Genomic DNA, 24,297 nt, shown 5'->3' on the forward strand with positions numbered 1-24,297 from the left:
ACGAAAACGATGTAGTTACTTCTTATCTTTTTTAAACTAAGGAATTATCAATAAATTAGATAAAAATTATTAATAATTCATTTTTTTATTAATAAAAAACAGAAGTATACAATTTTCACCCCCGAAATCAATGTAACTTCAATTCATTAAGCTTTAACCAAAAACAACTTAATTATGATGAAGCAATGCCTAAAAAAATTGCTCTTATCTTTATTGTTTATCAATGCAATAAATATAAGTGCACAAGACGAAGATGTACTATTTCAAGCGTTTGATTGGAATGTGCAAAATCAACCAACTGGTCAAACTTGGTTTAATGTAGTAACTCAGAATAGTTCCGAAATCAGTAATGCTGGTTTTGACATGATTTGGCTTCCACCCGTAAGTGATTCTGGAGCACCACAAGGCTACTTACCAAGAGAACTTTATAATTTTAACAGTGCATACGGTACAGAAAGTCAACTTAGAAATTTAATTAATACCTATCACAACTTAGATGTTAAAGTTATAGGAGATATTGTTATTAATCATCGTGTAGGTACAAACGATGCTGTAACTTTTACAAACCCATCTTGGCCAACAACTTTTATTACCGCAGATGATGAAGGTAGAAACTTTGTTAATTATCCTGTAGAATTTAGTATAAATGGCGATTATTTTCCTGGAACAGCCTTGAAAGCTGATGGATCTAACGGAACTTATGGACCAGCAAGAGATTTAGATCATTACAACCCAGCTGTTCGTCAAGAAATTAAAAATTGGATGAACTTCTTAAAAAACGATCTTGGTTTTGATGGCTGGAGATATGATTTTGTTCATGGTTATGATCCTATATTCAACAAAGAGTATAATGATGCTACAAATCCGTACTTTGCTGTAGGTGAACTATTAGAAAGTAGTAGAGTTCAAACAAATAATTGGATAAATTTTACTCAACAATCATCTTCAGCTTTTGATTTTAATACTAAAGTTACGCTACAAAACGCATTAAGAGACAACAATTTATCATATTTAAGAGATGGTAATGGAAAACCTTCTGGTATGATAGGAATTAATCCTACTAAATCTGTTACCTTTTTAGATAATCACGATACAGGAGCAGCGCAACAATGCTGCGGATCTGGTTATGTTTTTCCAAGTGATGAAAACAATCTTAGAAAAGGTTATGCCTACATTTTAACACATCCTGGAAACCCAATGGTATTTTGGACACATTATTTTGATGCTCCAACAGGTGTTAAAAATGCTATAAAAGATTTAATTAGTATTCGAAAAGAAGCTAGAGTTTTTGCAGGTTCAACCATAAATATAGCAGAAGCCAGAAACGATTTGTATGCGGCTTACATAGATGGTAGAAACGGTACTATTGCAATGAAACTAGGCCGTGGAAACTGGTCTCCTAATGGTAATAATTGGGTTTTAAGAACATCAGGAAATGATTATGCTGTTTGGACACAAGGGGGAACTCCTCCACCATCAGAAGAAATTACATTTCGTTTTAAAAAACCTAATAATTGGAATACAAATATTAATGCCTATTTTTTTGATTCAGCTAGTAATAGTACAATATCAGGAACTTCTGAATGGCCAGGACAAACTATGACCAGAATTTCAGGAACCCCTTGGTATGAATATACTTTAAACGTTCCAGTTGGGACATCAACTAATAACATAAGGTTGATTTTTAATGATGGTAATAATCAAACAGATGATTTAAGAAGAGGTTCTGACGGATGGTATGATATGGGAGTATGGTCAAATTCATGTCCGTCTAACTGTACAAACACTCCTCCATCTAATTCAACAGTAACTTTTAACTTTTTAAGAACTTCTTCTTGGGGTAATACAGCAAATGTTTATTTATATGATAAAAATACAAACACTACACTTACTGGATCTTCTAACTGGCCTGGAGAAAAAATGAATAATAATTCAAATTGGTCTAACATTACTTTTGATCTTCCAAATGGAGTTTCACCAAATAATATTGGTGTAGTATTTAATAACGGTAACGGACAACAAACAGTTGATTTAAGCAGAGGAACTGATGGATGGTTTAGAATTACTGATCAAACTAATGGTAAATATACAGGAATATGGACCCAAGATTGTCCTACTAATTGTAACAGCTCAAAAAATGATGTTATAACACCTAAAAGCAATACTAATAAACACTTTTACCTTGCACCTAACCCTATTATATCAAATGCTAACCTTTATATCAGCACAGATAAAAAAGGAACTTTAAAAGTGAGTTTAACTAATATTTTAGGACAAACATCAGTTATTGTTAACGAAAAAAAACAATCTGGGCTTCACAAGATACCTCTATCTGATTCTGATTTCTCAAATAAAGGTTTATTTATTATTAATGTAACGTTAGATGATATTCAAATAGCATCACCTTTAAAAATTATTAAACAATAAAATAAAAACCCCGATTGAATAATCAATCGGGGTTTTCTTATTATAAGTTAGAATTTACATTACAAATAACTTTCTGAAGTGCATTAAATCATACACTTTCTCTCCTATTTCATATAATTTATCTTCATTTTCTGCATTCTGAATAGCTTCGTCTATTAAATCTACAATCGTAACCATATCTTCTTCAACCAAACCTCTTGTTGTTATAGCTGGTGTTCCAATACGAATACCAGAGGTTACAAAAGGTGATTCAGTATCAAATGGCACCATGTTTTTATTTACAGTAATATCTGCCTTACCTAAAGCAATTTCAGCATCTTTTCCTGTAATATTTTTGTTACGTAGGTCAATTAACATCATATGATTATCGGTTCCTCCAGAAATAATATGATACCCTTTATCAACAAATGCTGCCGCCATAGCTTTTGCATTTTCTCTTACCTGAATTTGATACTCTAAAAACTCATCAGATAAAGCTTCACCAAAAGCAACCGCTTTAGCACCTATAACATGCTCTAATGGCCCACCTTGGTTTCCTGGAAAAACTCCGGAATTTAATAAAGTAGACATCATTTTTAGTTTACCATTCTTTAATTTTAATCCAAATGGGTTTTCAAAATCTTTACCCATCATAATCATACCACCGCGAGGTCCTCTTAATGTTTTATGAGTTGTTGTAGTTACGATATGACAATGAGGTAACGGATCATTTAATATTCCTTTGGCAATCAAGCCTGCTGGATGAGAAATATCTGCCATTAAAATAGCTCCAACGCTGTCTGCAATCTCGCGAAAACGTTTAAAATCCATATCTCTAGAGTACGCAGAAGCACCAGCAATTATTAATTTTGGTTGATGTTCTTTTGCTTGCTTTTCTAAATGATCATAATCTATATAACCAGTTTCTTTATCTACCCCGTAAAATACAGGATTGTATAATTTTCCAGAAAAATTTACTGGTGATCCATGAGTTAAATGACCTCCATGAGCTAAATCAAAACCTAAAATAGTATCTCCTGGTTGTAAACAAGCTGCAAAAACAGCTGTGTTTGCCTGACTTCCAGAATGAGGTTGTACATTAACATATTCTGCATTAAATAACTCTTTTGCTCTATCTATTGCTATTTGCTCTATAACATCTACTACTTCACATCCTCCGTAATAACGTTTACCTGGGTAACCTTCTGCATATTTATTAGTTAAAACAGATCCTTGCGCTTGCATAACCTGTTCGCTTACAAAGTTTTCAGAAGCAATAAGCTCTAAACCGTTTGTTTGTCTTTCTTTCTCTTCTTGAATTAAATCAAAAATTAAATGATCTTGTTGCATTGTTGTTGGTTTTGTCCCAAATATTACTCTGGGTTATTAAATTTATCTGAATTATCTTCTCTAAAAGAACTAGGTAAAATTGTGGGAATCAATTTTATAAGCAAAGGTAACAAAAGTGCCCCTCCTGGTAACATAAAAACTGTAAAAGCTGGAATACCTTTACAAATATCTAATGTTTGTTCTTTTACCTTTTTCTTTTCTTCATCTGTTAGTGAGGTAGTAATAGATTTTTTTAGCAAAAAAATTAATTCTTTACTTTCTTGAAGCTCTTGTAAAAACCGAGCTTTATTTTTTTGTAGTAATAATTTTATTTCCTCTACAGATGTCATTATAATTTACGACGTTGTTTTTCGGTTTTTATCAAAACTAATTCTCTTGATGTTTGCCCTTCTACAGAAGTGTTTTCTTCAGCTCTTCTAATTAAATACGGCATAACATCTCTAACAGGTCCAAAAGGAACATATTTTGCAACGTTATAGCCATCTTCAGCTAAATTAAAACTAATATGATCACTCATACCATAAAGTTGACCAAACCACATTCTAATATCGTCTTTTGCAATGTTGTATTGCTTGGCTAATTGCATTAATAAAAATGAACTTTCTTCATTATGAGTTCCTGCAAAAATTGCCATATTTTTATGTTCCATCATGTAACGAATTGCCTCGTTATAATTTTGATCTGTAGTGTATTTGTCTTTACAAATTGGTGATGGATATCCTTTTTCCTCTGCTCTAGCTCTTTCTTTTTCCATGTAAGCACCACGAACAACCTTCATACCAATATGAAAACCTTTTTGATAAGCTTTTTGATGAAGTTCTTTTAAATACTCCATTCTATCATGACGATACATTTGTAGCGTATTAAAAACAATAGCTTTGTCTTTATTGTAAGTAGCCATCAATTCTTCAACTAAATCATCAGCTGCATCTTGCATCCAGCTTTCTTCGGCATCAATTAGTAACGGAACATCTTTGTCTTTAGCCAATTTACAAACTTTGTGAAAACGGTCTTTTACGCGTTGCCACTCTGCTTGTTCTTTTTCTGTTAACTCTTTACCTTCTCCTATTTTTTGATATAAAGCAAAGCGACCAAAACCTGTTGGTTTGAATACAGCAAATGGAATTGATTTTTTTTCTTCGGAAAATTGAACAATTTTTATAATTTTTTCTAAAGCTTCATCAAAACTAGCTTCTTCTTCTTTTCCTTCTACAGAATAGTCTAAAACACTGCATACATTACCTTCTTCATACATTTTTTCAATCTTAGGTAAACAGTCTTCTTCGGTAACACCACCACAAAAGTGATCAAAAACCGTAGATCGGATTAAACCCTCTACGGGCAAATGCGCTTTTAATGCAAAATTAGTAACTGCAGTACCAATTTTAACCATTGGCTGACTTTGAATTAATCGGAACAAAAAATAAGCTCTTTCTAACTCAGAATCAGACTTTAATTTAAAAGCTATTTCAGTATTTTCAAAAAGATTCATTGAATGTTAATTTCAAATTTCAATATAGCCAACAAATATAAGTTTAGCGGTTTAAATATTTTAATAATTTCTATTTATTTTCGCTTAAATTTTTAGCAAATGAAAACAATACAAGCAGCAACTTATCCTGTTCATTTTTACGATGAAGCTTACCAAAAACTAACCGATTTTGTTACTAGTAAAAATTACTCATCAATCTTTTTATTGGTTGATGATAATACATTGGATTGTTGCTATCCAAGATTTATGCAAAATTTTGCCACCAATAATAGCATGGAAGTTATACAAATTGATGCCGGTGAAGAATTTAAAAACTTAGAAACTTGTGTTGGTGTTTGGAATGCAATGACAGAATTAGGTGCCGATAGAAAAAGTTTGCTAATCACTTTGGGAGGTGGAGTAATTACTGATTTAGGTGGTTTTGTTGCTTCTACTTTTAAACGAGGAATTGATTTTATTAATATTCCTACCACTTTATTATCTATGGTTGACGCTTCTGTTGGAGGAAAAACAGGTATTGATTTAGGAGTTCTAAAAAATCAAATTGGTTTATTTGCTAATCCTGAAATGGTAATTGTAGATCCTGAATATTTACATACATTATCTGCCAGAGAAATTAGATCCGGAACCGCTGAAATCATTAAATACGGATTAACTTTTGATATTAAACTATTTAATGAAATAAACAACAATAAAAAACTGGATATCAAGGATTTGATTTACGAATCGGTTAAGATAAAAAACAATGTTGTTTTAGAGGATCCTACTGAAAAAAATATTCGAAAAGTTTTAAATTTTGGTCATACAATTGGTCATGCTATTGAGAGTTATTTTTTAGATAGTTCTGAAAAAGAAAGCTTAACACATGGTGAGGCAATTGCTATTGGAATGGTATGTGAAAGTTACTTATCTAACGTCATATTAAATATGCCGATGGAACATGTAACCTTTGTAAAAAATGCTATTCTAGAAATTTATGGAAAAATTGATTTTACTTCAGATGATTATTCATCAATCATGGAGTATTTAAAACATGATAAAAAGAATGTTAACGGTGAGGTTAACTTTGTTTTATTAAACGATTATGAAAACTTTCAATTAGATTGTAGGGCTACTCCTAATGAAATTATAGACAGCTTAAACTATTATTTAGCATAACAACTTTCATATAGTTTTTCATATTGAGGTAAAATAGTTTCTAAAGAAAAAACTTTTGTTCTTTTTAGTGCATTTGCCTTAAATTGGTTTAAAATGCTGTCATCTTTTAATAGACTGATAGCATTTTTTGCCATATCATCTATATCACCTAGTTCACTTAAATATCCTGTTTCTCCATGAATATTAACCTCAGGTAATCCTCCCCTATTAGATGAAATTACAGCTGTACTAGCCGCCATAGCCTCTAATGCTGCTAAACCAAAACTTTCTGTAGCAGATGGTAATAAAAAGACATCTGAATAACATAAAATTTTTGCTACTTCATTACTATTACCTAAAAATAAAACTTTGTCTTTAATATCAAGCTCTTTAACAAGGTTTTCAGCCTTTTTTCTGTCTGGTCCATCGCCCACCATTAATAACTTTGAAGGAATTTCTTTTTGTACTTCATAAAACACTTTAACAACGTCTTCCGCTCTTTTAACTGGTCTGAAATTACTAACATGAGTTAATACTCTTTCATTTGGCTTTGCTAGTGCTGCTCTTTGGCATCCTTCATGTTGTTGAATATTATACTTAGAAGCATCTATAAAGTTGTAAACAACATCAATATCATTTTCAATAGTAAATAAACGTAAAGTGTCTTTTCGTAAACTCTCTGAAACTGCTGTAACCACATCTGATTTATTAATACTGAATTCAACCGCCGTTTTATAAGTTGGATGACTTCCAACAAGAGTTATATCTGTACCATGTAATGTTGTTACTACACGAATGTTAATTCCTTTTTCTGCTAACATTTTTTTAGCCATATAAGCTGCATAGGCATGCGGAATTGCATAATGAACGTGTAAAACATCTAGCTGATATTTTCTTACCACTTCAACCATTTTGCTTGATAAGGCTAATTCATAAGGTTGGTATTGAAAAAGCGGGTATTCTTCTAAAACTACTTCATGAAAATGTAAATTGTGAGAAATAAAATCTAACCTAACAGGTTGGTTATAAGTAATAAAGTGTACTTCATGACCTTTATCTGCCAAAGCCATTCCTAATTCTGTAGCTACTACTCCACTACCTCCAAATGTTGGGTAACAAACAATCCCTATTTTCATGTATTTTGATTTTGATATAAGCTTAGTCGTAAAAAAATTATACTCCTAAAAAATAAACGCTATTACTTTCGTAACAGCGTTATTATAATTTTATTTTGATTATTAGTAATCACCTAAAGTTGCAGGGTTTTGTTCTAATGCACTAGCTAATTGCTCATCATTAGGTGCTTTTCCATGCCAAGCATGTGTATGCATCATAAAGTCAACTCCATTACCCATTTCTGTGTATAATAAAACACATACTGGCTTGCCTTTACCTGATCTTTGTTTAGCTTCTGCTAAACCAGCTAAAACAGCCTCTACATTATTTCCTTCTTTAACTTCTAAAACATCCCAACCAAAAGCTTCAAACTTTTGTTTTAGGCTACCCATTGCTAAAACTTCATCGGTTGTTCCGTCAATTTGTTTTTCATTAACATCAACAGTAGATATTAAGTTATCAACTTTTTTGGCAGCAGCATACATAGCAGCTTCCCAAATTTGACCTTCTTGTAATTCACCATCTCCATGTAATGAATATACCAATTTATCATCATTATTAAGCTTTTTAGCTTCGGCAGCACCAATAGCCACACTCATCCCTTGCCCTAAAGATCCAGAGGCAATTCTGATACCTGGTAAATCTTCATGAGTAGTTGGGTGACCTTGTAAACGAGAATCTAACTTTCTAAATGTTGCTAATTCTTCAACAGGAAAGAAACCACTACGTGCTAATGTACTGTAATAAACTGGTGAAATATGCCCGTTTGATAAAAAGAATAAATCTTCATTTTTACCATCCATCGTAAATTCTGTAGAATAATCCATTACCTCTTGGTACAAACAAGTAAAAAACTCGGCGCAACCTAAAGAACCTCCAGGGTGTCCAGAATTAACGGCATGAACCATTCGTAAGATATCTCTACGAACTTGTTGTGTAAAATCTTGTAATTGTTGTGTTGTTGGCATTTTATGTTTTGTTTATGCGAGCAAATGTACAAAATCAACTTAGAGAATTAAAAAAAACTTAAACTTTATAAAGTATTGTTAATTTGGTTTTTATTAACAACCTTTTTTAGACGACTGCTATAGTATTGTACTGACAATTAATTACATAAAACTATGAAAAAACTATTACTTTTTAGCTTGTTGGTATCTGCATCTATTTCGGCTCAAAACTTTTCTACAAAAAAAACAAATCAACAATCTGAACAAACAACTTATCAATATAAACCTATTACTACCAAACATAAAAAAACATCAGAAATACTACCATTTGTTAATATTAGTAACGAAAAAAGAGGAATTTTTAGAGTGACTAATGATCATGGAGAAATTGAATTCCCATATTTAGAAACACATTTAAACGATACTATAACTTTTAGCGGTATTGATATAGAAACTTTTAAAGTACCACTTAAACGTCTTAAAAACACTGTATATATTGACCCTATTTTTAATACCTTAGATGAAGTAATAATTGCAGGAAAAAGAAGTCCTGAATCTGTACTATTGGAGACTATTAAAAAAATTAAAAAGAATCACCCTACAAGTCTTCATAATTACAAACGATATAGTAAAGTTACATCTAATGACAACTTTAAAACTTTTTTTGAATTAGAATTACTAGCGAATGAATGTAATTTAGGGTATCATCAAGATTATATTTCTACGCTTGCACTAGATAAATTACATTGGATTGTTGAGCCTAAAAAGAATCATTTTCAATACACCTCTCAACTTTTTGCTTTTAGAGAAAACCCTATACAATACGCTAATATTTTACATAAAAGAAAACATAAAAAGTTTGAAATATCATATGTAACCTCAGATTCTGAAAAGAATGATGAGTACTACATTATTGCATTTAAAACTGATAAAAAAAATTGGAACTTTACTAATAAAACATATCCAACTTCATACTTTGGAACTGTATTTATTAGGAAAAAAGATTTTTCTATAGCTAAAGTTGTCGAAAAATGGGAAACAATGCTTACGGGTAACGAAATGGATTTATTTACCAACAGTAAAAAAATATCAAAGAAATTATCATCAATATTAATTAAAGATGAAAAAACTGCGCTATTTAACACAAAAATCGACGGTAAATACTATGCTAGCACTTTTGTAAATAAGACTTTTAAAAATTATCATTACAACAGTGGAAAAAAAATAAATAGAAATTTTATTGTTAAAAGTAGGCTTTTTGATCATGAACTTGAAAATGTAAAAGAAATTCCTTTTGAACAATATGAGAATGAAAAAATTGAAACAGCTTTAAAAAACAAAGAAACACCGGAATCATTTTGGAAGCAATTTTCTGAATATTAATAGAAAAACAAAAGACCAATAAAATTGGTCTTTTGTTTTTTCTTAGTCATTAATTTTCCCACCGAAGCAATTTAAACAATTTTGATACTCTTTTTCGTTGTTCAAATAAATAACTATTCCTCTTTTCACACAACACATTATACCCAACATTCATGAAAACAAGGTTATAAAAAATATGTATGACGCTAAAAATCAGACAAAAAACCACTTTAGTTTTTTTGTAAAAAAACACTAGTTTTGTGCCTTTACTTTTAAAATAATTGATGAAACCCTATTCTTTTTACATATTAAACTTGTTATTTTTTATCTTTTTTAAAATTACTTATTCTCAAAATGATATAAAAAAAGACTCTCTTATAAAACTAAGTTATGATGAATTATCAAATGGGTTTTATGATAATTATGGAACATCAGGAAATGGAAAAAAATTTGCCTTAGCTTATATTAAAAAAAGTATAGCTGATAAAGATACCCTTAAAATTTATTACGGAAATAAATTTTTGTCATTACAAACAAATAATGATGTCTTTATTAATAAAGCAGGAAATTTAGCAATTGATTTTTTTGAGAAAACAAAGAATAAGAAAATAGCAATTAACATACTTCTCGATAGATCGGAATATTTTTTACAAAAAAATAAAACAAGTAAATCTTTACTTGATGCTTTAAAGGCTAAAAAGATACTGAGTAAATATAAAAATGATAGTTTAGAAGCATTAACTAAAATTTATATAGCATTTTGTAAAAGTGATATAGGAAAAGAAAATGAAGCCTTACAATTAATGAAAAGTGCTAATAAATATATATTAAGATGTAACAACTTCCATAAAAATAATCTTTTTGCTTCATTACAAATTAATATACCTTTGAGATATATGAAGTTGAAACAATATGACTCTGCTCACATATACAATAACAAAGCTTATAATTTATTTAAAAAGATTGACTATAGTGTTTTCATCAATATAATAAGTTTTATTAGAGCAAAAATAAACTATGAATCTAAAAATTTTCATAAAACGATTATTGACTTAAATAGTTCTATTAAAAATATAAAAGCAGATAAAAACTATAAAAATTTAATTGATGCTTATTGTATGCTAGGTTACAGTCATAATAAAACAAATAACAAATTAGCTTCATTAAAATTTAATTTACTAGCAGATTCTTTACATAATATTTACAAAATTAATAACCCTAAGTTAGAAAGTGTATTTAACTCTTTAATTATATATTATAAAAATAAAAAAAACTTAAAAAAACAATTATACTATACCAATAAACTAATTAAATTTAAAGAAACAGATTATTTGAATGTCCAACAAATAACTAAAAATCTCTCTGAAAACTACGACAAACCTAAACTCATTGAAGAACGAAATAAAATTGTAGCAAAACTTAAACAAGAAGCACTATTTAATAAACTTTGGTATGCTATTTCAATATTAATAGTAATTAGCGTTCTATTATATCAAATCTATAGAAAGAAAAAATATAAAAAACAGTTCTTAAAAATTGTAAATCAAGAAAAATTAGCTCAAACCGAAAATATTAAAAACTCTTCAACATCCCTTTCTGAAGAAATTGTTCAAGATTTATCTCAAAAGTTAATTGAATTTGAAAAAAATAATTCTTTTTTAAATAAGAACCTCAATTTAAAATCATTAGCGGATGATTTTAATACTAATTCTAATTATTTATCTAAAGTAATTAATCAAACTAAAAATCAGTCATTTAGCAACTATGTAAATCAATTACGAATTTCTTATGCTGTAAATCAATTAAAAAAAGATACTCTTTTACGAAAATACACCATTAAAGCCATTGCTTCTGAAGTAGGTTTTAAAAATCCTGAATCATTCTCAAAAGCTTTTTATAAGTTTACCAATTTAAAACCTTCTTATTTTATTAAACAATTAAATGAAAAATCTTAAGTTTTCTGTTTTTTCTTTTTTGCGGCTGGAAATAATACATTGTTTAAAATCAAACGATAACCTGGGGAAGTTGGATGTAAATCTAACTCTGTTTTAGGGTCTCCGACTCTATGCTGATAATCTTCAGGATCGTGACCACCGTAAAAAGTAAACATTCCTTTTCCTTTGGTTCCATGAATATATCTGGCTTCACCGTTAGTTTTATTTTCACCTAAAATCATAACTGTTGATTTTATATGTTTGCTATCAAAAGAAGTAGTTTGTCCCATAAATCCTTTTACAACTTGTGTATGATTTTGACAAAGCATGGTTGGAACTTGATCCCATTTGGCAGAAAAATCATTCAATACAAAATAGTCAGATTCTTTTTGAATTCTTCTTTTACGAGTCATATCAATACTCGAAAATTCATAAGTAGTAGGATTTCTAATCAATTCAAAATCTGTAAACGCAAAAGAATTTGTAAAGTTTAATTTAGACTGATAATTAACCTCCGATGCATCACCATCAAACATCGCTTCACAAATATCTACACCATCGGCAGATAATGCAATATCAAAACTATCTGTTGCCGAACACATAGCAAACATAAATCCACCACCAACAACATAATCTCTAATCTTTTTGGCTACATCTCTTTTTTCTTCAGATACTTTAGCATAACCTAACTTTTTAGCCAATGCTTCAGCATCCTTTTTTTGTTGAATATACCAAGGCGCAGTTCTAAAAGAACCGTAAAACCTTCCATACTGACCAGTAAAATCCTCATGATGCAAATGCAACCATTCGTAAAGAATTAATTTATCATTTAATACCTCTTCGTCATAAATAACGTCAAAAGGAATTTCTGCATAAGTAAGTACCATGGTAACAGCGTCATCCCAAGGCATCTTATCTTTTGGTGAATAGACTGCTATTTTAGGTGCTTTTTCTAGAGTTACAGCTTCTTGATTTTTAGAGGGTGATGAAATTTCTTCTAAAATTAAAGCGGATTTAGCATCTGAAATCACATCATAGGAAACACCCCTAACTTTACATTCTCTAATTACATCCTCGTTATTTTCTATTAAAAAAGCACCACCATCATAATTCAATAGCCATTTTGCTTTTAAACCATTTTCTAAAGCATAATAAACTATTCCGTAAGCTTTTAAATGATTTTTTTGAGTATCATTACTCATAGGTACATAAATAAATGTTGCCCATGTTATTTTAGAAATTAATACAAACAGAAGTGTTACAGTTAATTTATTCATAGTAAAAACTAAAATACACAATTACTTTGGGTAATTGTGTATTAATTTATTTTTCTGTCCAATTTTTAATTGGTTATAAAATTTTAGATATCCTATTAAAATTATTGATTAAAAAGGAACATCATCTCCTCCAGTATCGGCTGGACCAAAAGCGTCTTCTGGTGAAGCAAAATTGTTAGAAGAAATTTCATCAGAAAAATTATTCATACTAGATTGAAATTCACTACTAAAACTTTCTTCTAAATCAGAGAATTTAGCTAAATGTCCTGTAAACTTTAATCGAATATTTTCTAAACCACCATTACGGTGTTTTGCTACAATAAATTCTCCTTGTCCTTCACATGGTGAATGGTCATCATCATCCCATTCTGTCATACCATAGTATTCTGGACGATAAATAAATGATACAATATCGGCATCTTGCTCAATCGCTCCAGATTCACGAAGATCGGATAATAAAGGTCGTTTACTTCCTCCACGCGTTTCTACGGCACGTGATAACTGAGATAAGGCTATTACAGGCACATCTAATTCTTTAGCTAATGCCTTTAAGTTTCGAGAAATTGTAGATATCTCTTGTTCACGGTTACCTCCTGCACCACCGGCTGTCATTAACTGTAAGTAATCAATAACTAAAATTCTTACACCATGCTGTGAAACTAACCTTCTAGCTTTAGCTCTTAAATCAAAAATAGAAAGTGCTGGTGTATCATCTATATAAATAGGCGCATCTGATAATTTTTTAACTTTTACGTTAAGTTGCTCCCACTCATGAGGTTCTAGGTTTCCTTTTCTTAATTTTTCTGAAGTTAAGCCCGTTTCTGAAGAAATCATACGGGTTATTAACTGAACAGAAGACATCTCTAACGAAAACAATGCAACAGGATGACCAAAATCAATTGCCATGTTTTTTGCCATAGAAATTACAAATGCTGTTTTACCCATACCAGGACGAGCAGCAATAATAATTAAATCGGTTGGTTGCCATCCAGAAGTTAACGCATCTAACTTAGTAAAACCAGTAGCTAAACCACTCATTCCTTCTTGATTAGATATGTCTTGAATCTTATTAATTGCCTGTTGAACAAGCGATTGTGCGTTTTCTGCTCCTTTCTTAAGGTTTCCTTGAGTTACTTCAAAAAGCTTTCCTTCAGCATCATCTAACAAATCAAAAACATCGGTAGTTTCATCATAAGCATTTTCTATAATTTCTGATGATATTGTAATTAATCTTCTTTGAATATATTTTTGAAGAATGATTCTAGAGTGAAACTCAATATGTGCAGAAGAAGCTACTTTTTGGGTTAAACCAATTAAATAAAAATCTCCTCCTGCTATCTCTAACTTTCCTTCTTTTTTTAATTGATTAGATACAGATAATAAGTCAATAGGTTCTGAGTTTTGAAACAATGCGTAAATAGCTGCATAAATTTCTTGATGACGCTTATCATAAAAAGCATCAGGATGTAAAATATCAATTACTTCATCAATCCCTTTCTTGTCTATCATCATGGCACCTAAAACCGCTTCTTCTAATTCTAAAGCTTGTGGTGGCAATTTTCCTTTTTCAAGACTGATGATACGAGCTCTGTCTATTTTTTTTCCTTTAACCGATTGTGTTCTCTCCATAGCCGCAAAAGTAAATTATTAGGTTTAATTTTATAGAAGGGTTTTTTAATTTCTTTATCAACTATTTTTTGAATATTATTGTTATAAACTTGTTGATAAATTTTTTACCATATTTTTTATATAATGAACGTTTCTAAAAAGTATTTATTTTTTGCTTTGACTCTTCCTTTACAAATTGTAATCGTAAATTTTTTAAGTACAAAACCTCGTTTTATAGAAACGTACTACGCTACTGGTATTTACCCTTACATAGCTTCTTTATTGAGAATATTACTTGGTTGGCTACCATTTTCTTTTGGTGATTTACTAGGTATAACACTCATTATCATATTTTTAAAAAAAGCTTATAAACTTATAAAAAATAAGTTTAAAAACACGATTAATATTTTTTTAAAGTTAATTTCTTTTGCAAGCCTACTTTATTTCTGTTTTTATTTTTTTTGGGGGCTGAACTATTTTAGAGAACCATTATCTAAAAATATCAAGCTTACACATGGAAGCTATACAACTGCTGAACTAGAAACTACGACAAATTGGGTTGTAGAAAAATTAAACACTATTCATTTATCTATCACAAATAATGATTCAATAATTATTAAGGTACCTTATAGCAGAAAAGAAATTTATAGTAAAGCCTCTGAAGCTTATAAATTATTAGCCAATAAATATCCACAATTTAATTACCAATATCCCTCTGTTAAAAACTCATTAGTTAGCACATTACAATCCTACAACGGAACCTCTGGCTATCTTAATCCTATTACTAATGAAGCACAAGTAAATGCTAAAATACCTAAACAAGGTTATGCTGCTACAGCTTGTCATGAAATAGCACATCAATTAGGTTGGTCTGCAGAAAATGAAGCTAATTTTATTGCCTTTTTAGCTACTTCATTTAGCAATGATGTTTATTTTAATTATTCTGGCTATCGAATGGTTTTTGCTTATTGTATTGGAGAACTAAGAAAACGTAATCCTGAAAAATATAAAGAAGTTCTAGCAAAGGTTAACAAAGGTATTCTAAAAGACTTTTCATTAAACAATTCTTTTTGGAAGGCTTATAAAAACCCAATTGAACCCTATATAAAAAAAGGATATAACTCCTATTTAAAAGCAAATAATCAAAAAAACGGAATAGCTTCATACAGTTATGTAGTTGATTTATTAATAGCTTACAGAAATCAACAATTATAGGATTTGTATTTACTATTTAATAATGAAATGGCTATTTTTGAAATCAAATAAAAACACACAATGAACAAGCAGCATATTACCGATAGATTTATAAAATACGTTACTATTGATACAGAATCTGACCCAAATAATCCAGCTTTTCCTAGTACAGAAAAGCAATGGAATTTAGCAAAAGTTCTTGAAAAAGAGTTAAAAGAAATTGGTTTAGAAGACGTAGAATTAGATAAAAACTGTTACTTAATGGCTACTTTGCCAAGTAATTTAGACTATGAAGTACCAACTATAGGCTTTGTAGCACATATAGATACTAGTCCAGATTTTACTGGTGCTAATGTAAAACCTCAAATTCATGAGAATTATAATGGAGAAGATATCATTTTAAATAAAGAAGAAGATATTATTTTATCCCCATCTTATTTTGAAGATCTACTTCAATACAAAGGTCAAACCTTAATTACTACTGATGGTACAACTTTATTAGGAGCTGATGATAAAGCAGGGGTTACAGAAATAGTATCTGCAATGGAATATTTAATCCAGAATCCTGAAATTAAACACGGAAAAATCAGAATCTGCTTCACTCCTGACGAAGAAGTTGGTAAAGGTGCACATTTATTTGATGTGGATAAATTTGGTGCTGAGTGGGCTTATACAATGGATGGCAGTCAAATTGGAGAATTAGAATATGAAAACTTTAATGCTGCTGGTGCCGTAGTAACTATTAACGGAAAAATTGTACATCCTGGCTACGCAAAAGGTAAAATGGTAAATTCTATGACCATAGCAAGTGATTTTATTAATGCATTACCAGCAAATGAGGTACCAGAAAAAACATCTGGATATGAAGGTTTTTTCCATTTACACACTATGGAAGGTAAAGTTGAACAAACGGTATTAAAATATATTATTAGAGATCATGACATGGATTTATTTCAAAAAAGAAAAGAAACCATGTTAACAGCTGCTAAAAATATTAATGAAAAATTAGGTAAAGAAGCCATTGAAATTGAAATAAAAGATCAATATTTCAATATGAGAGAAAAAGTTGAGCCAGTAATGCATATTGTAGATATTGCAGAAGAAGTAATGAAAGACCTTGGTATTACACCATTAATTAAACCAATTAGAGGTGGTACAGACGGTTCTCAATTATCTTATAAAGGTTTACCATGTCCTAACATATTTGCTGGAGGACATAATTTTCACGGCCGTTATGAATATGTTCCTGTAGAAAGTATTTTAAAAGCTACAGAGGTAATAGTTGGAATTGCCCAAAAAGTAGCTACTAAATTCGCAAAATAAGAGAAGTATTCTTTTTAAAAAGTAAAACCCTGGCCTAAGCCAGGGTTTTATGATATTACCTACCCCTTAAAAGCAATATCACAAATAAAATAAAGCCCCTTATCTTTATTTCACAACAAATATGCATATAATTTCAATGCTTTTTGAGGGGAAAAATACCCTAAATAGTAAACTAATGTGTAATTTTTTATAAGGTTCTACACATTCGTTATAATTTTTCAAACAATTTTATAACGTTTATTCATTATATACTTTTGGATAAAATTTATAAGTATAAAATGGATAGAAATCAACTTTTAGAGCTTACCAATAAATATGGTGGACCTTTGTATGTGTACAACACAGATACTATTAAAAATCAATATAACAACATTACTACCGCTTTTTCTAAAGTTAAAAATGTAAAAATTAACTACGCAGTAAAAGCTTTATCAAATGTTAATATATTAAAGGTTTTTAAACAGTTAGGTAGTGGTTTAGACACAGTTTCTATTCAGGAAGTTCAGCTAGGATTGTTAGCTGGATTTGATCCAAAAGATATAATTTATACCCCAAATGGTGTGTCTTTAAAAGAAATAGAAGATGTTGCTAAACTAGGTGTACAAATTAATATTGATAATTTATCTATACTAGAATTATTTGGACAAAAGCATCCTAAAATTCCTGTTTGTATTAGAATTAACCCACATATTATGGCAGGAGGAAATAGTAAAATTTCTGTTGGTCATATAGATTCTAAATTTGGTATTTCTATACATCAAGTTCCACATATTAAAAGAGTAGTAGAAAATACAGGTATGCATATAAATGGAATTCACATGCATACAGGTTCTGATATTTTAGATATTGATACTTTTTTAATGGCTACTGAAATACTTTTTGATGTTGCTAAAAATTTTAAAAACATCGAGTTTATTGATTTTGGTAGTGGTTTTAAAGTACCTTATAAAGAAGGAGATATACAAACCAATATTTCTGATTTAGGTAAAAAACTTAGTAAAAGATTTAATGATTTCTGTAAAGAATATGGAAAAGATTTAACCTTAATGTTTGAACCCGGTAAGTATTTGGTAAGCCAGTCTGGATATTTTTTAGCCAAAGTAAATGTAATTAAACAAACAACTTCAACTGTATTTGCTGGTATTGATAGTGGTTTAAATCACTTAATAAGACCAATGTTTTATAATGCTTATCATAAAATAGAAAACATCTCAAATCCAAAAGGTAGAGAACGTTTTTACAGTATTGTAGGGTATATATGTGAAACAGATACTTTTGGATCTAATAGACGAATAAATGAAATACGTGAAGAAGATGTTTTATGTTTTTACAACGCTGGTGCGTATTGTTTTTCAATGGCGTCAAACTATAATTCAAGGTATAGACCTGCCGAAGTTATGATTCATGACGGAAAAGATTATTTAATACGTAAACGTGAAACTTTTGAAGACATTATAAGAAATCAAGATATTGTTATTTAAAAAAAGAAACTCTGGCCGCTAAGCCAGAGTTTTTCTAATATAATCCAATCCCCAAAAGATCATATTAAAATAAAGTTTAATAAAGTCCCCTTATTCTTTATTAACACTACAAATATCTGATACTTAAACCAATATTCACAGAGGAAAATCCCCTTTTTAACTATTAAAAATATTATTTAAACGAAAAAACCACTCTTAAAGAGTGGTTTTTTATAAACTATTAATTAATAGGTTTAGAAAATATAACGTAAACCTACTTGCATTTGCCATCTAGACAATAAACTTGTGTCATAAACAAAAGTCTCTACTTGATTTGGATCAAATGTATAGGTTGGTGTGCTTGTATTTTCATCAACAGAAACTCCTATTGGTTGAACATTACCTATTTGTTGTACAAGACCCCATTCAGAGTTTATTAAGTTTCCAAAGTTTAAAATATCAATACTTAATTGTATTGTATTTTGCTTATTATCAGACACATTAAAATTGAAATCTTGTAAAATTTTCACATCCCAACGAGATCTCCATGGTGCGGTAGCTCCGTAACGCTCAGCATACTGTCCTCTTCTTCCACTTAAGTAATCATCTTGTGCAATGTATTGTTTTAAACCTTCACGTTGTAATGCTACTGGATAGTTTGCACCATCAAAGTTCATTAAATCAATTTCTGCATCTGTAGGAATATAAATTAAATCATTTCTTGATCCATCTCCAGGGTTTACATCATCATTATTTATATCTCCTGCATACGTATAACTAAATCTTCCACCTTTAGCATATTCGAAAAATGTAGAAAGTGTTGTCGCAAATTTATCATTAGTTCCATAAGTAAACTTTTTAGAAGCTACACCAATAATTCTATGGGTATCACCATATTTTGAGTAACCTAAAACATCATTATTTACATTTCCTAAAGATGGGTTAAAATTCCAAGCATCACCTGTAATTTCAGCCTCAATTGAATTAACATCTTTAGAATTTAAGTAACTGTAGGCAACATTAGTATATAATCCGTTTTCAAAAGATTTTTCAACTTTTGCAGAAAAATTATAAGTTCTTCCTTTATCTGAATTTGTAAATACATAAGCCGCATTTCCTGCTTTATCAATATCAGTATAAATAGGTCTTGTATCAAAAGGGGTATTTAATGAACCTGAAGGAGTATCTAATCCCCAGTTTTGAACGTGCGCACCATTTAAATCTTCTGTATAAGAAATATCTCCAGTTAAAACCCATCCATCCTCTAATCTATAATCAACACCCACGTTTGTTCTCCATACCTGAGGGAATTGGAAGTCAGGATCAACCATTTGTAAAAAGAATGTATTAGGGTTTGCGATTTGATTCCCTAACCAAACAAAAGGCAACCTACCTGTAAACAAACCAGTACCTCCTCTTAACTGTATTTTACCTTCTCCATTCACATCCCAATTGAAACCTAATCTTGGAGAAATTAACCACTCATTTGTTGGCATGTTTCTGTTATCTAAAGTAACAGACTCTCCTGAATTTGGATTCGTATACGTTGCGTTTGGATTAAAACAACAAGCGTTATCAATAACATCTTGAGCTCTTTCAGCAGTATCAAAGAATAATGGTTTATCAAATCTAATTCCTAAAGTTACTTTTACATCATTATTAACTTCCCATTCATCTTGTAAATAGAATGCTAACTGCCCAACATTAGTTTCTGCTAATGCGAAACCACCAGGATTTCCTTGTCCTGAAGCTGTTAAAGAGTTATGTGCAGCAATTGCTGAATTAAATTGCGCTTGATAATCAGCAACTAAATTAGCTTCTGCAGTTGCATCTAAATTTCTAAAATCACTTATAGAACCTGTAGGGAAAAATACTCCTTGCGCTCCATAAACTCCTAAGTTAAAAGAGTTGTCAAACATGAATTTTTCAAATGAGAAACCTACTGTAATTGTATGATCTCCTTTAAAAAAGTTCATATTGTTTGTTAATTGAAATACTCGTTGATCTAATTTATTGTTAATAGAAAATGGTTCGTGACCTGCAATAATATAGTTAGAACCACTAAATTCATCTAATAAAGTTATTGATGGTGCAGGTGATGATAATGGATTTCTAAAATCATCAAATAGAGTATATCCTATTTGTAATTTATTGGTAGTGGTTTCATTAAACGTAGAGTTTAATTCTAATAAAAATGAATCTATATTATTATTAATCTCGTAACCAGCATTTTCAAACTGTAATGTTTGAAAGCTTGGTCCTCTAAACCCTAATGCTGTTGGGTGAGCTGGCTTTTCTTTTGATGATCTTAAGAAATTATAAATTAATGCTAATCTATGATTCTTATTAACATTCCAATCTAATTTAAAAATACCTTTTGTAGACTCTTGATCATAAGTAAAGTTTTTATAAGCTCCCGGGTTATAGAAAATATCATTTCCTTGAGCATCTTGACCAATTACAACCTGACTTAAAATATTACTAACTGCTATTAAATCAGACTCTAAAACTCTAGATTCATTTATACTTCCTTGCCCTGTTGAAGGTTGAAAGTTTGAACCTAAATCTACTCTATCATCTTTTTCAAAGTTTGCAAAAAAGAATAGTTTGTCTTTTACAATTGGCCCTCCTAAACTAGCACCATATTGCGCTTGATTTAATTTTGGTTTAAATACTTCTTGCTTTAAAATTTTACCTCCTGTCAAGTCTTGGTTTCTGTAAAACCCATATACAGTCCCAGTAAATTCATTAGTTCCACTTTTTGTTACAGCATTTACAGAAGCACCTGTAAAACCAGCTAAAGTAACATCATATGGTGCTACTGAAACTGAAATTTGTTCAATTGCATCTAAAGAAATTGGCTGTGAACCAGTTTGACCACCTGGAGTAGCGGCATCTAAACCAAATGGATTATTAAAAATAGATCCATCTAAAGAAAAGTTATTGTATTGATCATTTCTACCTCCAAAAGAACCATTACTTGCTGTTGGCTCTAAACGAGTAAAATCTGAAGCAGATCTGGAAATGGTTGGTAATGTTTTTAATTGTGTTGCAGACACACTTGTTTGTGCTCCTGTTCTGTCACTATTAAAAATTTTACTTTTTGATGATGAAATTACAACCTCTTCAAGTTGTTCACCATCTTCTGCTAAAACACCATTAATATTGGTTGTTTTTCCAAGAGTTAAATAGATTCCTTCTACTTCCTGAGATTTGAACCCTATATAACTAAATGTTACTTTGTAAGGCCCACCAACTCTTAAGTTAGGTACTGTATAACTCCCATTATCTTGTGCCACAGCACCAGATACAGTTCCTGTTGGTACATGAAGTACAACAATGTTTGCTCCAAATAAAGGCTCTCCAGCTTTATCTAAAACAGTTCCTTTAATTTTTGATGTTGTTACCTGAGCATTTACACTAAACGATAACAACATTAAAAAGGATAAAAATAAAAGTTTTTTCATTTTTAAGTTTTTAATTGTATTGCTTTTGTTTAGCGTGAAATTAAGCAAAAAACCCGTTCATTTAGAACGGGTATAACTTTTTTTTAACAGATATTTAACAGTTGCTTATTTCTCTGCTACAACTTCAAATACTATATCGGCAATTACAGATCTGTGTAAACGAACAGATGCATTGTATTTACCTAATCTTTTTACGTTTCCACCAACTACTTTGATGAATTTCTTATCTAATTCAGTTCCTGCTTTAGCTAAAGCCTCTGCAACATCAATGTTGTTAACAGAACCAAATAGCTTATCTCCAGATCCTACTTTAGATGCTATCTTGATTTCGTAACCTTTAATAGTTTCAGCTAATTTATTAGCATCTTCTACTAATTTAGCTTCTTTGTAAGCGCGTTGCTTTAAGTTTTCTGCTAATACTTTTTTAGCTGATGTAGTAGCTAAAACAGCAAATCCTTGTGGGATTAAGTAGTTACGACCATAACCATTCTTAACAGTTACGATATCATCTTTAAAACCTAAGTTTTCTACGTCTTGTTTTAATATCAATTCCATAATCGTACTGTTTTATTATTTTAACATATCACCAACATATGGCATTAAAGCTAAGTGACGAGCTCTTTTAATAGCTTGTGCAACTTTACGTTGGTATTTTAATGATGTTCCTGTTAAACGTCTAGGTAAAATTTTACCTTGCTCATTTACTAAATACATTAAGAAGTCTGCATCTTTATAATCGATGTACTTAATACCGTTTTTCTTAAAACGACAGTATTTAGCTTCTTTTTTTGTTTCAATATCTAACGGAGTTAAATATCTAACGTCTCCTTGTTTTCCTCCTTTTGCTTGTTGTTCAATAGATGCCATTTCTTACTTCTTTTCAGATTTAACACGATTTCTTCTTTTCTCAGCCCAAGCTGCAGCGTGCTTGTCTAACTTTACAGTTAAATAACGCATAATGCTATCGTCACGTCTAAACTCTAATTCAAACGGCGCAACAACATCTCCTGATGCTTTGAACTCAAATAAGTGGTAAAATCCACTTTTTTTCTTTTCGATTGGGTAAGCTAATTTCTTTAAGCCCCAGTCTTCTTTGTGGATCATTTCGGCACCCTTGCTAGTCAATAAGTCCTCAAACTTTTGAACTGTTTCCTTTATCTGACCTTCAGATAAAACGGGATTCAAAATGAAAACAGTTTCGTAATGATTCATAATAAAATTATTTAAAATTTATTTTAAGCCTGCAAATATACAAATATTTTGCTAGTATGCATATTTATTTAGAAGTTCTTTTTTATTAAATTTGAATTAAAATTTTACATTATTTATATGCAAGCCCCAGAATTACCAAACTTAATTCATTACGCAATCCCTTTTTTTGTGATAACCGTAATTATAGAAGCTATTTTAACCGTAAAAGTTAAACTTGAAGATTATGAATTTAAAGATAGTGCCACCTCTATAACAATGGGATTAGGTAATGTTTTTGTAGGATTACTTACTAAAGGACTTATACTTGGAGCTTTTATGTTTATGTATCAATTTAGATTATTTACTATTGGTTTTGAATGGTGGGCATGGTTATTATTATTGTTTTTAGAGGACATTGCTTATTATTGGAACCATAGAACAGCTCATGAAAGCAGATTGTTTTGGGCAAGTCATGTTGTTCATCATTCGTCTCAAAAATACAATTTAAGTACCGCACTACGTCAAACTTGGACCGGCAGTTTTTACACTTTTATTTTTTGGCTACCACTCATTATAATTGGCTTTCATCCAATAATGGTTGTTATGCAAATGTCTATTAGCTTGCTATATCAATATTGGATCCATACTGAATTGATTGATAAAATGCCCAAGTGGTTTGAAGCTATTTTTAATACTCCAAGTCATCATAGAGTTCATCACGCTACAAATCCGCAATATTTAGACAGAAACCATGCTGGTATATTTATTATATGGGATAAGTTATTTGGAACTTTTGAGCCAGAGGTTGAAAAACCTGTTTATGGTTTAGTTTCTAATATTGAAACCTACAACCCTGTAAAAGTTGCTTTTATTGAGTGGATTAATATGTTTAAAGATGCATTTTCATCAAAAACTAGTATTACTAATAAATTAAAATATTTCATAAAACCTCCTGGTTGGAAGCATGATGGAACCGGTAAATTATCCAATGATTTAAGAAAAGAATGGGAAGAAAAAAGAGCTGCTAAATAAT

Annotated in this window: 19 protein-coding genes; 8 read left to right on the forward strand and 11 right to left on the reverse strand. The window is 30.3% G+C overall.

Annotated features, from left to right (window positions below):
- The first annotated feature begins 174 nt into the window (after positions 1 to 174).
- Positions 175 to 2,427, forward strand: coding sequence for a starch-binding protein (locus tag ACFQ1U_RS01795; protein WP_386104692.1), 2,253 nt, complete (start codon positions 175 to 177; stop codon positions 2,425 to 2,427).
- Positions 2,428 to 2,481: 54 nt separating this feature from the next.
- Here ACFQ1U_RS01795 and glyA read toward each other — a convergent pair whose 3' ends face one another.
- Genes glyA through ACFQ1U_RS01810 form a run of 3 tightly spaced genes read right to left on the reverse strand, consistent with a single transcriptional unit; the run spans position 2,482 to position 5,248 of the window.
- Positions 2,482 to 3,756, reverse strand: a complete 1,275-nt coding sequence (glyA, locus tag ACFQ1U_RS01800) for a serine hydroxymethyltransferase (protein WP_386104694.1) — start codon at positions 3,754 to 3,756, stop codon at positions 2,482 to 2,484.
- A 23-nt stretch (positions 3,757 to 3,779) separates the two neighbouring features.
- Positions 3,780 to 4,085 (reverse strand): LETM1 domain-containing protein, encoded by a 306-nt coding sequence (locus ACFQ1U_RS01805; RefSeq protein WP_386104696.1) that lies wholly within the window; start codon positions 4,083 to 4,085, stop codon positions 3,780 to 3,782.
- Complete coding sequence (locus tag ACFQ1U_RS01810; RefSeq protein WP_386104699.1) at positions 4,085 to 5,248, reverse strand: proline dehydrogenase family protein; 1,164 nt, start codon at positions 5,246 to 5,248, stop codon at positions 4,085 to 4,087. Before ACFQ1U_RS01810 ends, ACFQ1U_RS01805 begins: the two co-directional genes overlap by 1 nt.
- A 99-nt stretch (positions 5,249 to 5,347) precedes the next feature.
- Here ACFQ1U_RS01810 and aroB point away from each other — a divergent pair, with 99 nt between their 5' ends.
- Positions 5,348 to 6,406: a 3-dehydroquinate synthase gene (aroB, locus tag ACFQ1U_RS01815; RefSeq protein WP_386104702.1), complete on the forward strand. Its 1,059-nt coding sequence runs from the start codon at positions 5,348 to 5,350 to the stop codon at positions 6,404 to 6,406.
- Here the strand turns inward: aroB and bshA are convergent.
- Entirely contained in the window at positions 6,394 to 7,521 is a 1,128-nt protein-coding gene (bshA, locus tag ACFQ1U_RS01820; RefSeq protein WP_386104704.1) for an N-acetyl-alpha-D-glucosaminyl L-malate synthase BshA, read from the reverse strand. The genes aroB and bshA overlap by 13 nt on opposite strands.
- Before the next feature lie 102 nt (positions 7,522 to 7,623).
- Positions 7,624 to 8,469, reverse strand: a complete 846-nt coding sequence (locus ACFQ1U_RS01825; protein ID WP_386104706.1) for a transketolase — start codon at positions 8,467 to 8,469, stop codon at positions 7,624 to 7,626.
- 153 nt (positions 8,470 to 8,622) lie between these two features.
- On the opposite strand from ACFQ1U_RS01825, the gene ACFQ1U_RS01830 reads away from it, so the two are divergent.
- Entirely contained in the window at positions 8,623 to 9,831 is a 1,209-nt protein-coding gene (locus ACFQ1U_RS01830; RefSeq protein ID WP_386104708.1) for a hypothetical protein, read from the forward strand.
- Positions 9,832 to 10,094: 263 nt separating this feature from the next.
- The gene (locus ACFQ1U_RS01835) at positions 10,095 to 11,765 is read left to right on the forward strand and encodes a helix-turn-helix domain-containing protein (protein ID WP_386104710.1); all 1,671 of its coding nucleotides are present in this window, start codon (positions 10,095 to 10,097) and stop codon (positions 11,763 to 11,765) included.
- Here ACFQ1U_RS01835 and ACFQ1U_RS01840 read toward each other — a convergent pair.
- Together ACFQ1U_RS01840 and dnaB are read right to left on the reverse strand one after the other, a co-directional pair.
- Positions 11,762 to 12,946 (reverse strand): asparagine synthetase B, encoded by a 1,185-nt coding sequence (locus tag ACFQ1U_RS01840; protein ID WP_386104852.1) that lies wholly within the window; start codon positions 12,944 to 12,946, stop codon positions 11,762 to 11,764. The two genes, ACFQ1U_RS01835 and ACFQ1U_RS01840, sit on opposite strands and share 4 nt — an antisense overlap.
- Positions 12,947 to 13,129: 183 nt before the next feature.
- Positions 13,130 to 14,650: a replicative DNA helicase gene (dnaB, locus tag ACFQ1U_RS01845; protein WP_386104712.1), complete on the reverse strand. Its 1,521-nt coding sequence runs from the start codon at positions 14,648 to 14,650 to the stop codon at positions 13,130 to 13,132.
- Positions 14,651 to 14,773: 123 nt separating this feature from the next.
- Here dnaB and ACFQ1U_RS01850 point away from each other — a divergent pair, with 123 nt between their 5' ends.
- From ACFQ1U_RS01850 to lysA, 3 genes are all read left to right on the forward strand, one after another.
- Positions 14,774 to 15,844 carry a DUF3810 domain-containing protein gene (locus tag ACFQ1U_RS01850; RefSeq protein WP_386104714.1) on the forward strand — a complete coding sequence of 357 codons (1,071 nt, stop codon included), beginning with the start codon at positions 14,774 to 14,776 and terminating at the stop codon, positions 15,842 to 15,844.
- A 60-nt stretch (positions 15,845 to 15,904) separates the two neighbouring features.
- The gene (pepT, locus tag ACFQ1U_RS01855) at positions 15,905 to 17,146 is read left to right on the forward strand and encodes a peptidase T (protein ID WP_386104716.1); all 1,242 of its coding nucleotides are present in this window, start codon (positions 15,905 to 15,907) and stop codon (positions 17,144 to 17,146) included.
- Between the two features lie 278 nt (positions 17,147 to 17,424).
- Positions 17,425 to 18,627, forward strand: a complete 1,203-nt coding sequence (gene lysA, locus ACFQ1U_RS01860) for a diaminopimelate decarboxylase (protein WP_386104718.1) — start codon at positions 17,425 to 17,427, stop codon at positions 18,625 to 18,627.
- A 233-nt stretch (positions 18,628 to 18,860) separates the two neighbouring features.
- On the opposite strand, the gene ACFQ1U_RS01865 is transcribed toward lysA, so the two are convergent.
- The 4 genes from ACFQ1U_RS01865 to rpsF all read right to left on the reverse strand — a co-directional run bounded on the left by ACFQ1U_RS01865 (position 18,861) and on the right by rpsF (position 23,285).
- Positions 18,861 to 22,073, reverse strand: a complete 3,213-nt coding sequence (locus tag ACFQ1U_RS01865; RefSeq protein ID WP_386104720.1) for a TonB-dependent receptor — start codon at positions 22,071 to 22,073, stop codon at positions 18,861 to 18,863.
- A gap of 105 nt (positions 22,074 to 22,178) precedes the next feature.
- Positions 22,179 to 22,628 (reverse strand): 50S ribosomal protein L9, encoded by a 450-nt coding sequence (gene rplI, locus ACFQ1U_RS01870; RefSeq protein WP_386104722.1) that lies wholly within the window; start codon positions 22,626 to 22,628, stop codon positions 22,179 to 22,181.
- A gap of 15 nt (positions 22,629 to 22,643) precedes the next feature.
- Entirely contained in the window at positions 22,644 to 22,940 is a 297-nt protein-coding gene (gene rpsR, locus ACFQ1U_RS01875) for a 30S ribosomal protein S18 (RefSeq protein ID WP_320417265.1), read from the reverse strand.
- Positions 22,941 to 22,943: 3 nt separating this feature from the next.
- Positions 22,944 to 23,285 (reverse strand): 30S ribosomal protein S6, encoded by a 342-nt coding sequence (rpsF, locus tag ACFQ1U_RS01880; protein ID WP_386104725.1) that lies wholly within the window; start codon positions 23,283 to 23,285, stop codon positions 22,944 to 22,946.
- Positions 23,286 to 23,402: 117 nt separating this feature from the next.
- Here rpsF and ACFQ1U_RS01885 point away from each other — a divergent pair, with 117 nt between their 5' ends.
- On the forward strand, positions 23,403 to 24,296 hold the full coding sequence (locus ACFQ1U_RS01885) for a sterol desaturase family protein (protein ID WP_386104727.1): 894 nt from the start codon (positions 23,403 to 23,405) through the stop codon (positions 24,294 to 24,296).
- Position 24,297: the final 1 nt, after the last annotated feature.

The sequence above is a fragment of the Tenacibaculum geojense genome (assembly GCF_042676005.1).
Taxonomy (GTDB): Bacteria; Bacteroidota; Bacteroidia; order Flavobacteriales; family Flavobacteriaceae; genus Polaribacter; species Polaribacter geojense.